Origin of the sequence: Pseudomonas sp. MONT-RG-20F-20-E-7-02 (assembly GCF_022662395.1) — a bacterium.
Classification (GTDB): domain Bacteria; phylum Pseudomonadota; class Gammaproteobacteria; order Pseudomonadales; family Pseudomonadaceae; genus Aquipseudomonas.
On record NZ_JAKNQN010000001.1, the window covers coordinates 548,877 to 562,937 of the forward strand.

Here is a 14,061-nt window from a genome sequence, read left to right on the forward strand (position 1 = left end):
CTAGTATCCAGTCGCTAAAGGAATACCGATGAACCTGCGAACATTGCGTGCCTTTGTTGAAGTGGTGCGCCAAGGCGGCTTCTCCCAAGCGGCTGACGTGGTGGCCTTAACCCAATCCACCGTGAGCAAGGCGGTGAAAACGCTGGAAGATGAATTGGGCACACCGCTGCTTAATCGCCTCGGCCACCGCAACGAACTCACCGCCGCCGGCGAAATTGCCTACCGGCGCGCGCTGGTGTTGCTGGCCGAGCAGAGCGACCTGGTTGCCGAGATCAACGACCTGCGCGGCCTCAAGCGCGGCGTGTTGCGCATCGGCCTGCCGCCCGTGGGCTGCGGCGTCCTGTTTGCGGCGATGTTCGCCGCTTACCGCACGCGCTACCCCGACATCGAGATCGAACTCACCGAATACGGCAGCAAACGCCTGCGCGAATGCCTGGAAGCCGGCGAGGTCGACCTGGCGGCCTTGTTATTACCGGCGGATGAAGGGTTCGACTACCAACCCGTGCGCAATGAACCGCTGATGGCCGTATTACCGATAAGCCATCCGCTGGCCCGGCGCAAACGCATCGACTTCACCGACCTGGCCGACTCACCGTTCATCCTGTTCGAAGCCGGCTTCGCCCTGAACGCCAAGATCCTCGCTGCCTGCGAACGCAAAGGCGTCACGCCACGGGTGACTGCGCGCAGCGGGCAAATCGACTTTATCGTCGACCTGGTGTCCGCAGGCCTGGGCGTCGCCTTCCTGCCACGCATGCTCGCGCACAAGCACCAACATCCCGGCATCGCCCTGATCCCGCTGGACGAACCCCACACCGATTGGCACATCGCCCTGGCCTGGCGCGCCAGCGCGCACCTGCCACCGGCGGCCCGCGCCTGGCTGGATTTGGCCAGGGAAATGGCCAGCCCGGTGTAGAGGGTGGCAGCGGTGATTTGCAGGGATTTCGCCGAATGCACCCTCGGTGCTTGACTTCTTCTTTTTAATCAGTAACATACGGCGCATTCCGCGATAGCTCAGTTGGTAGAGCAAATGACTGTTAATCATTGGGTCCCTGGTTCGAGTCCAGGTCGTGGAGCCAGATAGAGAAAAGCCTGCAGAGATGCAGGCTTTTTTTTTGCCCAGATTTTCTCGCGGCAATCATCGCGCAGCGTGAGTGTGCATGAAGCCGTCTCTCATCAACGCATCGTTTCATGATCCAAGCTACTGTATCGAATCACCCGCGCATGGACTGACCCGATGATCACTCGCCCCACCCACCGCCTGTGTAATCGCTGCGGCGATTGGATAACCGCTTATTGTCCTTCGGTTGAAACGCTATCAACGCTTGGGATCTTCCATGACGCGGGTGATCAGGCAGTCGTCGATGAGATAGTGCGACGGGAAAATATCGACCCCGCAATCGTGTGGGAGTACTTCGAGCATCGGATGAGGCCAAGGTGCACGCAAATGAAGATCTCAAGCGCCGCTTTGAAATGGCTGGACTCACAGGCATGCGCTTTAAGTCTGTGAATGGTGACCAAAAAACGGTCGCTTGAGAGGTAAAAGCGACGGCGGGTGGTGTGTCGATAGCTCAGCACTCACCGCGCTAGTTTTCGGTGTGTTCAACTGAAAGTTCTGTGTGGCTTCCCGCGCATCAGCCTGTCACAGAGAATCAGTGAGACGGGGTTACAACGTCTGCACGATAATCTGGCTTTTCAGGTCGTTGACCATGCCTTCAATCGCCGGCTTCATGGCGACAAAATCCTGCGGGCTGCACAGCGCGTCGGGGTGGCTGAACGCATAGCTGCGGGTGATGAGTACGCTGTTGCCTTCCTTGACGTAAGTGGTCTGGTAGTTGAATCCACCGGTGTTGAGCGTTACAGCCTTGGGCACCGCGAGGATATTCAATTGTTTGGGGAAGTCGAAGCGCGCTTTTTCTTCAATCGTGCCGGAAGTACAGATGAAGGCCTGCGTGCGGTCTTGTTCCGCCATGAGGCTGAACACGTTCTGGCCGATGCCGCCCGCGAGGCTGCTGAGCGTCGGTACGCCCGTGGGGCCGGGCAGGTTGACCAGGTTGTCGGTACGCCCTTTGACCGTCGACGTGAAGGTGGCGGCATTGCCTTCCAAGGGGTCGGTTTCAATCTTGCCGCTGCCGGTTTGCCCGTACATGCTGAGGACTTTCTGGGTCAGTTGATCACGGTCGGCAGGCATGATGGATTTGAACAGGAAACGATTGAGCTCCGTGGCCCAGCCTTCCACCGTGGTGCCGTTGGTGAAGTCCGCCGCGCCGCTCGGGTCGATCTTGAAGTGCAGCGTGCCGTCCACCTTGCCCAATTGGTTTGAAGGTGTACGCGCCAGTTCGCCGCTCTGGGTCAGCAACACGGGTTTACCCAGTTCCGGAATCATCAGGTAGCCGGCGGCGATGGGGGTTGCGGTGGAGTCCAGATAAAGGTCGAGGGTCGGGACGTAAGTGATCGCATGGTTAAGCAAACCCAGGGTCGGCACCTTCGGCAGTACGTAGGCGTCGCCGAGGTTGATCAGCGCGGGCGAGCTTTCGATGGCCACCGCCTTGAGCAGCGCTTCGAGCAAGGCAACGTGGTCCTTGCAGTCGCCATAACGGTTATCCAGCACCGCCTGCGCCGCGTGCGGCACCACGCCGCCATTGCCGACGTAAACCGCGACGTAGCGAATGTTCTTGCGCACCCAGTCACTCAACACCAGCGCTTTGCTACGCGGCGTATCCAGGTTGGCGGTGAGTTCCCTGGCCAGTTGGGTAATGGCGGGCGTCACCTCAACCTGCGCCCTGGCGGCATATGCCTGGGCAAACTGTTTGTAGTCGGTGAAGGTCGACACGGCGAGGCGTTGCCCGTAATCGGTGTAGGCGACGGAGCCGACTTCAACGCGGTTTTTCTGCGTGGGTTGCAGGTCCCAGCGGTAGATTTTTCGCCCGTTGGCGGTGGTGGGCTCGGCGGCTTTGAAACCCCTTACGTCAGCGAACAAGGGCATGTCGGCTGGCATGTCGTAGGTGAAGTGGATCTGTTGGTTCTCGTAGAAATCCGGCGCGTAGAGGTCTTCAAACTGTCCGGGGAACATCGCGGTGGTGCGATGGCGCTGGTAGCGCAAGACCATGCGGTCACCGACGGCTACGTCAGGGAAGATCACCACTTTGACGCGTGAGTCCTGGAACATCGGCGCTTCGGCTGAGGCCTGCTCCTGCTGTTCCTTGATCTGGTCGGCAGCCACCGGCACCTTGCGTCCGTCGGCTTTCTGGGTGTAGGCCTCCACGATGTCCACGGTTTCCAGCGAGCGGTTGAAGCTCACCGAGCGTTGCGCGTTGGGCTTGATCGCGCGTTCCTCATTGATGCGCGAGACCAGCTCGAAGTCGAGCACAAAACTGCCGTCGGCATTGACCACGTAGGCCTGGCTATTTTTTTCGACGGTCAGGGAACGGTCGGTGTAATCGGCATTTGCCTGTGCGCTGAACAGCCCGCAGACGACCACCACCGCTGCACCGAACAGGCGCGCCGGGAAGAGCGTAACGCTTTGCATAAAGATCCTTCTAAACAATGACGCGCGCCGTCTGGGCGAGGGCGCGCGTTCCTCTGGTAAACCGCTAAATGCGAAGCGTTACTATATAGAAGTGGCAGTGAGCCTGGCTATTTTTGTTGCTTAGAGTCGTGTGGGAAGCGTCTGGGTATCGCTCTGTGACGCAGTGTCTGCCCCACGCCGCTCCCACTTCGCAATCACCAACGGCGCCAACGCATTACCCAACACATTCAGCGCCGTCGTCGGCATTTCCATCAGCCGATAAACCCCGGCAATAAACGCAATGCCCTCCAACGGCAACCCGGCGCTGGCCAGCGTGGCCGACAGAATCACAAACATAAACCCCGGCACACCGGCCGCGCCTTTGGAGGTAAGCACCATGGTCACCACCAGCAACGCCTGGTCCGCCAGGCTCAGATCGATGCCATACAACTGCGCCACGAACAGCGTGCCGATACCGAGGAACAATGACGCTCCGTCGAGGTTGAACGAGTAGCCCACCGGCACCACAAAGCTCACCAGCGACGGCGGCACGCCGTAGGTTTCCAGCTTTTTCATCAGTTGCGGCATCACCGCCGCCGAGCTGGCGGTGGAGAAGGCCAGGACCAGTTCATCCTTGATATGGCGCATCAACGCGAACAGGTTGATCCCGCACATCCGCGCGACCAGGTTGAGCACCACCAGCACAAAGAACGCGATGGACAGGTAACTCACCATGATCAGCTTGGCCAGCGGCATCAGCGAGCCGAAACCGAAATTGGCGACGGTGACCGCGATCATCCCGAACACGCCGATGGGCGAGTAGGCCATGATCATCGAAGTGACCTTGAACATCGCCTCCGACACACCGCGCAACAGGGCGATTACCGGGTCTTTGCGCTCGGCGGGCAAGCGCGAGACGCCGAGTCCGAACATCACCGCGAAAAACAACACTGACAACAGGCTGCCCTGGGCCATGGCGCTGATCACGTTGTCGGGGATGATGCCGACGATGATTTGCCCCAGGCTGTGACCGCCACCGTTGCTGGTCGGCAATGTAATGTTCGCCGCCTGCAGGCTGGCCAGTTCAGTGCCGGCGCCGGGTTTGAACAGGTTGCCCATGATCAGCCCGACAATGATCGCCAGGGTGGTAATGCAGAAAAAATAGCTCAGGGATTTCAGTCCGATACGGCCCAGGGTTTTGCCGTCACCGTGCCCGGCAATGCCCACCACCATGCAGGCGAACACGATAGGCACCACGATCATTTTCATCAGCTTGATAAAGATATCGCCGGCCGGTTGCAGCAGGTTGTCCACCAGCCACGGCCGGGATTCGGGAAAGCGGTGCAACAGGGCACCCAGGGCGATACCGGCGAGCAAGCCGATCATGATTTGCCAGACCAGCGCGATGCGGGGCGTGTGCATAGGAATGCCTCATTTGTAATCAATGATTTTAAGTTGTTGTTCTAGGCAGTCAAAACAGCGGCCATCCGTTGGCCGCCGGGTACAGCGAAGGGTGTCAGCGCAGGTCGTGGCAGGCGTCTTTCAGGCGACGACAGCCTTCTTCGATCACGTCCGGCGCGCTGGCGAAAGACAGGCGCACATACGGCGACATGCCGTACGCCGCGCCGCTGACCGTGGCCAGCCCGTAGTCGCGCAGCAGGTAGTCCACCAGTTGAGTGTCGCTTTGCAGCGTTTCACCGTGCGCGGTGAGTTTGCCCATCAGCGCGCTGACGTTGGCGAACACATAGAACGCGCCGTCCGGCGGGGTCACGCTCAAGCCCGGAATGTCGGCCAAGCGACCCAGCATCAATGTGCGACGCTGCACGTACTCCGCGCGCATGTCGGCAATGGGCGCCTGCTCACCGGCAAAGGCCGCCACGGCAGCGGCCTGGCTCAAGGAGCTGGGGCAGGTGGTGGTTTGCGACAGCAACTTGGCGATGGCGGCGATCAACCACGCCGGCCCCGCCCCAAAACCCAGGCGCCAGCCGGTCATCGCGTAGCCCTTGGAGGCGCCGTTGACGATCAATGTGCGAGGTTTCAGATCCGGCGCCAGGCGCGTCAGCGGTACGTGGCGGGCATCGCCATAAACGAAGTGCTCGTAGATCTCATCCGCCATGATCAGCACATGGGGATGGCGACGCAGAACCTCGGCCAGCGCGAGCAGTTCAGCCTCGCTGTACACCGCGCCGCTGGGGTTGTTCGGGCTGTTGAGGATCACCCATTTGGTGCGTGGGGTAATCGCCTGTTCGAGGGCCTCGGGAGCCAACTTGAAGCCCAGGGTTTCGTCGCCGGGGATAATCACCGGCGTGGCGTCATTCAGTCGCGCGATATCCGGGTAAGACACCCAATACGGCGTGTGCACGATGACCTCGTCGCCGCGATTCAGCGTGGCGGCCAATGCGTGATAGATGATGTGCTTGCCGCCGCAGCCGGCCACCACTTCGTCCAGGCCGTACGCCAGGTCGTTGTCACGTTGCAGTTTCAGGCAGATCGCCTGGCGCAGCGCGAGGGTGCCGGTGGTGGCGGTGTAATGGGTGTCGCCGTTGTGCATCGCCAGGCTGGCGGCCTGGAGAATATGCGCCGGGGTGTCGAAGTCCGGCTCGCCGACGGTGAAGTTGACGATGTCGCGGCCCTGGGCGCGCAACTCGGTGACCAGCGCATTGGCGGCGATGCTCGGTGACGGCTGGATGCCGAGCACACGCTCGGAAAGAAATGCAGTGCTCATGTTCAGTCCGCCAAGCCGGCGTTGGCCAGCACCTTGTCGATCCAGCTCTGGCGCACGGCGCCCGTGGCGATCTCGGCCTTGACCGCTTCTTCGTGCTCGGCATGTTGCCCGGCGCGGCGCAGCACCTCGGCGGCGTCAGCCTGGGAGAAGGCCACCAGGCCGTCTTCATCGCCCACCAGCAAATCGCCCGGGTTGATCAGCATGCCGCCGATCGACACCGGCACATTCACCTCACCTGGGCCGGTTTTGTACGGGCCGGTGTGCACCACGGCGCGGGCGTAACACGGCGTGTCTTCAAAGCTGGCGACATCACGAATCGCGCCGTCGATCACAAAGCCGACGCAGCCGCGTTGCTGGGCGTAGAGCTTGACCAGCTCGCCGATCACCGCGTTATTGGTGTCGCCCTGGCCGTCCACCACCAGCACGTGGCCGGGTTGCATCAGGCTCATGGCCTTGTAGATCAGCAGGTTGTCTCCGGGCCGGGTCTTGACCGTGATCGCCGTGCCTACCAGCTTGCCGGTGCGGTTGTAGCGCTTCAGCCCACGGGCGCCGATGTGGCGGCCGAGATTGTCGCTGATATGCGGCGTGACCACGTGGGCAAACGCTTCGACCAGCTCGGCCGAAGCCATCGGCGCGTTGGGAAGGATGCGGGAACCGGGCAAGGACATGGCAAATCTCCAGAATCGTTGGATAGCGACGGGCTATGACCGGATCTTAGGAGCGATGAACGGACAGTTTTAGCGATATTTTATGATGTGATAGCATCGCTTTTTCTCATGAATTTGCCGCCATGATTACCTTCAAGCAAATCGACGCGCTGTACTGGATCGCTGAGTTGGGCAGCTTCGAAGCGGCGGCGAACAAGCTGAACATGTCGCAGTCGGCCATCTCCAAGCGCATCCAGGAGCTGGAAGACACCTTCGATGTGGAGATTTTCGACCGCAGCAAACGCAATGCGCGGCTGACCGAAAAGGGCGGCGAACTGCTCGACTACGCCCGCGACCTGCTCAAGAGCCGCGACCAATTGCTCGAACGCGTCAGCGCCCGCGAAGTGCTGGTGCGGCGCTTTCGCCTGGGTGTCACCGAGTTGACGGCGCTCACCTGGTTGCCGGCCCTGGTCGACGCACTGCGCCATGCCTACCCCAAAGTGCAGATCGAACCGTCGGTGGAACTCAGCAGTGAGCTATTCCGCAAACTGGAAAGCGACCAGCTCGACCTGGTGATCGTGCCGGAGGTCTACAGCGACCCGCGCTTTCACAGCACGCCGTTGCAGAGCGTGGAAAACGCCTGGATGTGCTCGCCCGGGCTGGTCCCGGACGCCGACCCGATCAGCCTGGAGACGCTGGCCAGCTACACCGTGCTGACCCAGGGCGCGCAGTCGGGCACCGGCTTGATCTACGAGCGCTGGCTGGCCGCGCACAACGTGCAGATGCCGCGCACGCTCACCAGCCACAACCTGTTGGTGCAGGTCGGGTTGGCGTTGTCGGGGATCGGCGTGAGCTATCTGCCCAAGGTCTGCCTGTCGCACCTGATCGAGCAAGGCACATTGCGTGCGCTGGTGACGCAACCGGAACTGCCGAGCGTGCGCTACGTGGCGTTGCACCGGGTGGACCGCCAGTTTGGCCTGAACCAGGACGTGGCGCAGATGGCGCAGGCGTGCTGCGATTTTTCCAGGTTGTTGCTCTAGCGGTAACCCAACCTGTTATGGCAAGCAGGCTCGCCACAAGACTATTGTGCGGCTCAAAGCGCTGTATTTGTACGCCAGGTATTGGTAAACAGAGCCTATTCTCCGCTTATCGATACCTGGTGTAATCAATCATGAAGCGCCATTTCGAAGATTTGCAGCTGGGCAGCATCGAGCTGTTCTGCCTCGCCGCCGAGGCCAGTAGCTTCACCGGCGCCGCGCAGGTGGCCGGCGTAACCCCGGCCGCCGTGAGCCGCGGCATTTCGCGCCTGGAAGAACGCCTGGGCTCGCGCCTGTTTGTGCGCACTACCCGCAGCATCCGCCTGACCGACAGCGGCCGCACGTTTTTCCAACAGTGCCGCCAGGCCCTGACCCAATTGGTGGAGGCGCAGCAGGAAGTAATGGGCGCGCAGTCGGTGCCGTCCGGCCAATTGCGTATCAGCGTCCCGACCACCTATGCCCATCACCGCTTGTTGCCGCTGCTACCCACATTTCGCGCGCTCTACCCGCAAGTGAGCGTGGACATCCACATCAGCAACCGCAATATCGACTTCGTCGCCGAAGGTTATGACCTGGCGATTCGCGTGCGTGCCCAACCCGACTCGTCGTTGATTGCACGGTTGCTGGAGGACGCTGAATTGGTGGTCGTCGCCGCCCCGGCCTACCTGCAACGCGCCGGCACGCCGCAGACATTGCAGGACTTGCCGTCGCACGAGTGCATTCAATTTGAACTGCCCAGCAATGGTCGGCGTATTCCCTGGCTGTTCCAGGTGCAAGGCCAGGAATACGAGTTTGCGGGGCAGGCGGGGTACAGCATTTCCCATGACGTGCTGGGCGGCGTGACCTTGGCCAAACATGGCGCGGGTCTGTTTCAGACCTACAAGTTCATCGTCGAGCAGGAGCTGGCTGACGGCACGCTGGTGGAAGTGTTGAAACCGTTTGGCGGGCGCTCGCGACCGTTTACGTTGTTGTATCCCCATGGGCGTTATGTGCCGCATCGGGTGCGGGCGTTTGTGGATTTTTTAATGGCGTGTCGGCACGCGTGGGCGGCGTCGTAGAGGCGGCAATGTCCCACGTCTGCAGGAGTTGACTGATCGCCGCGTCGATCACCTGATACGGCACATCATCGCGCGCCAATATCGAAACGCCCTGCAGAAAACTATCAAACACCGCCGCCATTGACGGCGCATGCAGCGTGCTTGGCAGGTGCCCGGCACGTATGCCGCGTTCAACACACGCCACTATTCCCGCCCGCGTTCGCGCGCGCGAATGCGTCAACGCCTGCGTCACTCGCGCATTCTCCGGGCTCGGTGCACTCATCACGCCGAGCGCGACCATGCAGCCCTTGGGGTGCCCGTCGTCACACTGCATGCGCGCCGACTGGCGCAGTGCGGTTTCGAGGGCCTTGCGCGGTAGCAGGGTTTCGTCCCACAAGCATTCGGTGACCTGGGCGTAGGTCGCCAGGTAGCGTTGCACGCACTCATCGAACAGCGCTTCTTTGGAGCCGAATGCGGCATAAAAACTCGGCGCGGAGATGCCGCCACCCAGGCCCGCCTTGAGTTGGGCGAGGGAGGTGGCGTCGTAGCCGTGCTGCCAGAACAGGTGCAGCGCCTGTTCCACGGCGTGGTCGCGGTCAAAATTACGCGGGCGGCCCATTTGTGCCATGTCAAATCTCCTGTGCAGAACGAGATAAATACTAGTCGATACATAAGTTGTTGACAATGCACGTACGTTGCACGCAACATTTGTATCGATCAGTATTTAAATCGTTTCAAGGAGTCTCCCGTGACACCCTCTCTCAGCTTATCCGCGTCATCCGACCGTCTGCCCATCGGCGCTTTGCTCGCCTTGGCCATGACCGGTTTCATCTGCATCGTCACCGAAACCCTGCCCGCCGGCCTGTTGCCGTTGATCAGCGCCGGCCTGGCGATTTCGCCGTCGATGGCCGGGCAGATGGTCACCGCCTACGCGCTCGGCTCGGTGCTGGCGGTGATCCCCATGACCATCGCGACGCGCAGCTGGCGTCGGCGCAATGTGCTGTTGCTGACCGTCGTCGGTTTTCTGCTGTTCAACTCCATCACGGCGCTGTCGTCGCACTACGGCGTCACCTTGGTGGCGCGATTCTTTGCCGGGGTTGCGGCGGGGTTGGCGTGGAGCCTGCTGGCCGGTTATGCCCGGCGCATGGTCGCGCCGCATCAACAGGGCAGGGCACTGGCCCTGGCGATGGTCGGTACGCCGATTGCGCTGTCGTTGGGCGTGCCGCTCGGCACCTGGCTGGGCGGCCTGGTGGGCTGGCGCACCACGTTCGGCCTCATGTCGGCGCTGACGCTGGTGCTGATCGTATGGGTGCTGGTGAAGGTCCCGGACTACCCGCCACAGGCTGCGCATCAGCGCGTGTCGCTGGGCAAAGTGCTGACCACGCCCGGTGTGCGCCCGGTGCTGGCGGTGGTGATCAGCTGGATGCTGGCGCACAACATTCTGTACACCTACATCGCGCCGTTTTTGCTGCCGGCCGGCCTGGGCAGTCGTGTGGATGTGGTGCTGCTGGTGTTCGGGGTTGCCGCGCTGGCGGGGATTTGGTTGACGGCCAGGTTGGTCGAGCCGCTGTTGCGGCGCACGGTGCTGGTGAGCCTGGCGACGTTTGCGGCGGTGAGTGTGGTGTTTGGTTTTGCGGGCGATATGCCGCAGGTGATTTACCTCGGCGTGGCCGTCTGGGGGCTGAGTTTTGGCGGTGCCGCGACCCTGCTGCAGACCGCCTTGGCCGATGCTGCCGGTGACGGCGCGGACGTGGCGCTGTCGCTGAACGTGGTGGCCTGGAACAGCGCGATTGCCGGCAGCGGCGTGGTCGGCGGTGTGCTGCTGGATCGTTGGGGCGTCGCGTCATTTCCCTGGGCGATGCTGATGTTGCTGCTGGTGGCACTGGTGATCGCGTGGTCGGCGCATGCCCATGGCTTCAAACCGGGACGGCGGTCAGCCGATGGGCCTGCGGTGGCGGGGCATTGAGCCAGGCCGGGACCTAAGCGAGCTGCCCTCGAAGACCAGGCCACCCTGCGCGACCGTTATTTGCAGGATGCGCACACGGCGCACGCTGGCGTGGTGGGGCTGGTGCACAGCTACGTCGAATGGGTGCACTTGAGCCATCTGCCCTCCGAACTGATCCCCTCGTTGATCATCGGCGCGGCCGAAAGCTACTCACGGGCGTGGCTGTCGGCGAAGGTTAAAAAGAGCCCTTGGGAGTATCGCGAACTGCTGGCTGAAGCGGCCTGGAATTCGATCAGGTTGGGTCGCACTAAAGTGCAATGTGAGGGTCCATAAGGCCCCTCACTTTAAGATATGAAACATGCACTTACGCATTATTGCAGTCAGTTTGTCGGCGTTATTTTTGTTCACCTCAGGGGCACAGGCGCGTGGCCTGCTGGACCTGATCAAGCCACCCGCCCCGGAACACACTTCGCGCTCAGGCTCGATCAGCCAGCGCGCGGCCCTCGATCTTTATTCCAGTAAACAGCAGCAACCCTCATTCGACAGCTGCGCCGATCTGTTCCCCGGTGCTACACCGATCAACACCGCCACCGTGCCCGCCACGATGAAGCCCCTGGCGTTGTGTTCGGATAATTTCGCGGTGCTCTATTCGCAAACCAGCAAGACGCCGCTGGTGGTGGTCGAGCGCCTGAATGCCGCGCAGTTGAAAGACGCCAAAGGCGAGGAGCGCACCAACCAGTTCTACCCGGACCCGCGCATTCCCAAAGGCGCCCGCGCCGAGTTGAGCGACTACCGCAGCCAGCATCCGGCCGTGGACCGTGGCCACCAGTCGCCGGCTGCCGATGCGCCGAGCGCCAATGCCATGGCGCAGTCCTTCGCGCTGTCGAACATGGTGCCGCAAGACCCCACCAACAACCGCAAGATCTGGAGCAAGGTCGAGGCCGATGTGCGCAAGTTCGCCGTGCGTGCCGGCGGCAATGTGTTCGTGTTCACCGGCCCTTTGTTTGACGCCGGTTACGGCACCGTCGGCGACAACAAGGTGTGGGTGCCGACGCGCCTGTTCAAGCTGGTGTATGACGCCTCTTCGAAACGCGCCTGGGCCTACGTGTTGCCCAACACTGAAACGCGCATCCAGAAGCCGATGGACTACGACACCTTTGTGAAGAGCACCGGCCTCAAGCTGCTGGGCAACTTGCCGGTTACGGGGTCGGTGGGTCGGACTTGATCGTCTGTGGCCGATCCAGCTGGCGCTTGATCGTATAGAGCGCCACGCCCACCGCCAGGACGCCCGACACCGCGCCGACCACCAGTGCCCAGCGTGGGCCCAAGTGGTCGGCGACCCAGCCGACGATGGGCGCGCCAATCGGCGTGCCGCCCAGGGCGACGGCGACGCGCAGGGCGATCACCCGGCCGCGCATCGCGGGCTCGGTGGTGAGTTGCATCAGGCTGTTGGTGGTGTTGCTGAAGGTCATGGCGCCCACGCCGATGATCACCAGCGCAATGGCGAACGTCCAATAGTTCGGCGCCAATGCCGCCAGCACGCAGCCGAAGCCAAACACCGCGGCACCCGTCAGCAGTGACTTGAACTGCGGCCGCTCGCTGCCCGCCGCAATCAGTGCGCCGGCGATGGTGCCAATGGCCAGGGTCGAGGTGAGCAGGCCATAGCCGCGCGCATCGGCATGGAACACGGTGACGGCCATGGTCGAGATAAAAATCGGGAAGTTCATGCCGAAGGTGCCGATCAGAAACAGCATCAACAGGATCGCCTTCAGGTCCGGCCGCGCCCATACGTAACGCATGCCCTCGGTGAGGCTGCCTTTGGTGCGCAGGGCGCGCACCTTCGGGTTTTTGCCGGCCACGCGCAGGAAAAACAACGACGCCAGCACCGCGAAAAAACTCGAGCCATTGAGCAGGAACGCCCAGCCGGTGCCGACCGAGGCGATGGTCACGCCGGCCACGGCCGGGCCGATCATGCGCGCCATGTTGAACGAGGTCGAGTTCAGCGCGATGGCGTTGGACAGGTCCTTCTCGCCCACCAACTCCGCGACGAAGATCTGCCGCACCGGCGCATCGAATGCAGAGGCGCAGCCGGACAAAAACGCGAACACGTACACATGCCACAGCTCCACGAAGCCGGTAATGGTGAACACCCCCAGCGTCAACGCGAGCAGGCCCATCACCGCCTGGGTGACGATCAGCAGCTTGCGCTGGTCGTAGTGGTCGGCGGCAAAGCCGGTCCACGGCAGCAACAACAGCTGCGGCCCGAACTGCAGCGCCATGACGATACCCACGGCGGCGGCGTTGTGCGGGGTCAGTTGGGTGAGCACCAGCCAATCCTGGGCGGTGCGTTGCATCCAGGTGCCGACATTGGACACCAGCGCGCCGGCGGCCCAGATGCGGTAGTTGGGGCTGCGCAGCGAGCGGAACGTACCGAGAAAACTCATGGCTGTTTCAGTTCCCCCGGCGCTCGATCACCGCGCCAATTGGATGAATGAAGGGGTAACCGATAATGCCGTGTTGCAGGTCCACGATGATCAGGGTGGTTGTTGCATCCAGCGAGGTGACAGCCATGCTATTTCCTCAATCAGGTGATTCAAAAGTCGGCGAGGCGCTCCAGCAGTTTCACCGCAGCGGCGAGTTCGTCTTGTTCCTGGGGCGAGAGTTGTTCTTGCAGCGCGCGCAGCAGCCAATCGTCTTTGGCGGCGCGGCTTTCAGTCAGGTGTTTTCGCAAGGTGGGCGTCAGTTCGATCAGCGTCTGCCGGCCATCCGTAGGGTCCGGCTTGCCGCTGACGGCCTGCATCAGTTCTAGCCCGGCCACGGTGATGCGCATCGATTGCGGGCGCACGCTTTCAGCGCGGGCGAGGGCGGACACGGTGGTCGGGCCATCGCGGTCCAGGCGCAGCAGCACGGACTTCTGCGCGGTGGTGAAATCGTCGCGGTGGGTTTGCTCGCGCAGGCGGCGGATCAGCTTGCCGAGGGAGATGCGCAGTTCGGCGGCCAGGGTGGCGGTGCCAGGAGAGGAGTCGGTCATGCCTTAACCGTAGCACCCGTGCAGGAAAACTCTACAGTTTGGCTGTATAAATTTTTCTTCATGAAAGGGTACTTGTTGTGGCGAGCTCACCACAACAACCCCCTCGGTTTATACTCGCCCCCCATTGCAAACCT

Annotated in this window: 12 protein-coding genes, 1 tRNA gene and 1 pseudogene; 7 read left to right on the forward strand and 7 right to left on the reverse strand. The window is 61.9% G+C overall.

Annotated features, from left to right (window positions below; all coding sequences use genetic code 11):
• The first annotated feature begins 28 nt into the window (after nucleotides 1-28).
• Entirely contained in the window at nucleotides 29-913 is an 885-nt protein-coding gene (locus tag L8I05_RS02475; protein WP_177019060.1) for a LysR family transcriptional regulator, read from the forward strand.
• Between the two features lie 87 nt (nucleotides 914-1,000).
• Nucleotides 1,001-1,076 (forward strand) — tRNA-Asn (locus tag L8I05_RS02480).
• A 587-nt stretch (nucleotides 1,077-1,663) separates the two neighbouring features.
• On the opposite strand, the gene L8I05_RS02485 is transcribed toward L8I05_RS02480, so the two are convergent.
• The 4 genes from L8I05_RS02485 to L8I05_RS02500 all read right to left on the reverse strand — a co-directional run bounded on the left by L8I05_RS02485 (nucleotide 1,664) and on the right by L8I05_RS02500 (nucleotide 6,898).
• A complete protein-coding gene (locus L8I05_RS02485; RefSeq protein ID WP_242167073.1) occupies nucleotides 1,664-3,526 on the reverse strand; it encodes a DUF3857 and transglutaminase domain-containing protein in 1,863 nt (620 codons plus the stop codon).
• Between the two features lie 120 nt (nucleotides 3,527-3,646).
• Nucleotides 3,647-4,927 (reverse strand): cation:dicarboxylase symporter family transporter, encoded by a 1,281-nt coding sequence (locus tag L8I05_RS02490; RefSeq protein WP_242167074.1) that lies wholly within the window; start codon nucleotides 4,925-4,927, stop codon nucleotides 3,647-3,649.
• A gap of 94 nt (nucleotides 4,928-5,021) precedes the next feature.
• Complete coding sequence (locus L8I05_RS02495; protein ID WP_242167075.1) at nucleotides 5,022-6,230, reverse strand: pyridoxal phosphate-dependent aminotransferase; 1,209 nt, start codon at nucleotides 6,228-6,230, stop codon at nucleotides 5,022-5,024.
• A gap of 2 nt (nucleotides 6,231-6,232) precedes the next feature.
• Nucleotides 6,233-6,898: an RraA family protein gene (locus L8I05_RS02500; RefSeq protein ID WP_242167076.1), complete on the reverse strand. Its 666-nt coding sequence runs from the start codon at nucleotides 6,896-6,898 to the stop codon at nucleotides 6,233-6,235.
• Nucleotides 6,899-7,020: 122 nt separating this feature from the next.
• On the opposite strand from L8I05_RS02500, the gene L8I05_RS02505 reads away from it, so the two are divergent.
• Nucleotides 7,021-7,917 carry a LysR family transcriptional regulator gene (locus L8I05_RS02505; protein WP_159958421.1) on the forward strand — a complete coding sequence of 299 codons (897 nt, stop codon included), beginning with the start codon at nucleotides 7,021-7,023 and terminating at the stop codon, nucleotides 7,915-7,917.
• 131 nt (nucleotides 7,918-8,048) lie between these two features.
• Nucleotides 8,049-8,972 (forward strand): LysR family transcriptional regulator, encoded by a 924-nt coding sequence (locus L8I05_RS02510; RefSeq protein WP_242167077.1) that lies wholly within the window; start codon nucleotides 8,049-8,051, stop codon nucleotides 8,970-8,972.
• On the opposite strand, the gene L8I05_RS02515 is transcribed toward L8I05_RS02510, so the two are convergent.
• Nucleotides 8,875-9,579 (reverse strand): TetR/AcrR family transcriptional regulator, encoded by a 705-nt coding sequence (locus tag L8I05_RS02515; protein ID WP_242167078.1) that lies wholly within the window; start codon nucleotides 9,577-9,579, stop codon nucleotides 8,875-8,877. The genes L8I05_RS02510 and L8I05_RS02515 overlap by 98 nt on opposite strands.
• A gap of 120 nt (nucleotides 9,580-9,699) precedes the next feature.
• Between L8I05_RS02515 and L8I05_RS02520 the strand changes: the two genes are divergently transcribed.
• The 3 genes and pseudogenes from L8I05_RS02520 to L8I05_RS02530 all read left to right on the forward strand — a co-directional run bounded on the left by L8I05_RS02520 (nucleotide 9,700) and on the right by L8I05_RS02530 (nucleotide 12,121).
• Nucleotides 9,700-10,917: an MFS transporter gene (locus L8I05_RS02520; protein ID WP_242167079.1), complete on the forward strand. Its 1,218-nt coding sequence runs from the start codon at nucleotides 9,700-9,702 to the stop codon at nucleotides 10,915-10,917.
• A 21-nt stretch (nucleotides 10,918-10,938) separates the two neighbouring features.
• Nucleotides 10,939-11,229: pseudogene (locus L8I05_RS02525) on the forward strand (TetR/AcrR family transcriptional regulator); the annotation flags it as partial.
• A 25-nt stretch (nucleotides 11,230-11,254) separates the two neighbouring features.
• On the forward strand, nucleotides 11,255-12,121 hold the full coding sequence (locus L8I05_RS02530; RefSeq protein WP_242167080.1) for a DNA/RNA non-specific endonuclease: 867 nt from the start codon (nucleotides 11,255-11,257) through the stop codon (nucleotides 12,119-12,121).
• Here the strand turns inward: L8I05_RS02530 and L8I05_RS02535 are convergent.
• On the reverse strand, nucleotides 12,096-13,340 hold the full coding sequence (locus L8I05_RS02535) for an MFS transporter (RefSeq protein ID WP_242167081.1): 1,245 nt from the start codon (nucleotides 13,338-13,340) through the stop codon (nucleotides 12,096-12,098). The two genes, L8I05_RS02530 and L8I05_RS02535, sit on opposite strands and share 26 nt — an antisense overlap.
• A gap of 149 nt (nucleotides 13,341-13,489) precedes the next feature.
• Nucleotides 13,490-13,927, reverse strand: a complete 438-nt coding sequence (locus L8I05_RS02540) for a MarR family transcriptional regulator (protein ID WP_242167082.1) — start codon at nucleotides 13,925-13,927, stop codon at nucleotides 13,490-13,492.
• Nucleotides 13,928-14,061 lie beyond the last annotated feature (134 nt).

Excerpts from the sequence above, each read along its gene's own strand:
- L8I05_RS02505 (WP_159958421.1), top strand. The coding sequence starts at position 7,021 with ATGATTACCTTCAAGCAAATCGACGCGCTGTACTGGATCGCTGAGTTG.
- L8I05_RS02485 (WP_242167073.1), bottom strand. The coding sequence starts at position 3,526 with ATGCAAAGCGTTACGCTCTTCCCGGCGCGCCTGTTCGGTGCAGCGGTG.
- L8I05_RS02500 (WP_242167076.1), bottom strand. The coding sequence starts at position 6,898 with ATGTCCTTGCCCGGTTCCCGCATCCTTCCCAACGCGCCGATGGCTTCG.
- L8I05_RS02535 (WP_242167081.1), bottom strand. The coding sequence starts at position 13,340 with ATGAGTTTTCTCGGTACGTTCCGCTCGCTGCGCAGCCCCAACTACCGC.
- L8I05_RS02540 (WP_242167082.1), bottom strand. The coding sequence starts at position 13,927 with ATGACCGACTCCTCTCCTGGCACCGCCACCCTGGCCGCCGAACTGCGC.
- L8I05_RS02510 (WP_242167077.1), top strand. The coding sequence starts at position 8,049 with ATGAAGCGCCATTTCGAAGATTTGCAGCTGGGCAGCATCGAGCTGTTC.
- L8I05_RS02495 (WP_242167075.1), bottom strand. The coding sequence starts at position 6,230 with ATGAGCACTGCATTTCTTTCCGAGCGTGTGCTCGGCATCCAGCCGTCA.
- L8I05_RS02490 (WP_242167074.1), bottom strand. The coding sequence starts at position 4,927 with ATGCACACGCCCCGCATCGCGCTGGTCTGGCAAATCATGATCGGCTTG.
- L8I05_RS02515 (WP_242167078.1), bottom strand. The coding sequence starts at position 9,579 with ATGGCACAAATGGGCCGCCCGCGTAATTTTGACCGCGACCACGCCGTG.
- L8I05_RS02475 (WP_177019060.1), top strand. The coding sequence starts at position 29 with ATGAACCTGCGAACATTGCGTGCCTTTGTTGAAGTGGTGCGCCAAGGC.
- L8I05_RS02530 (WP_242167080.1), top strand. The coding sequence starts at position 11,255 with ATGCACTTACGCATTATTGCAGTCAGTTTGTCGGCGTTATTTTTGTTC.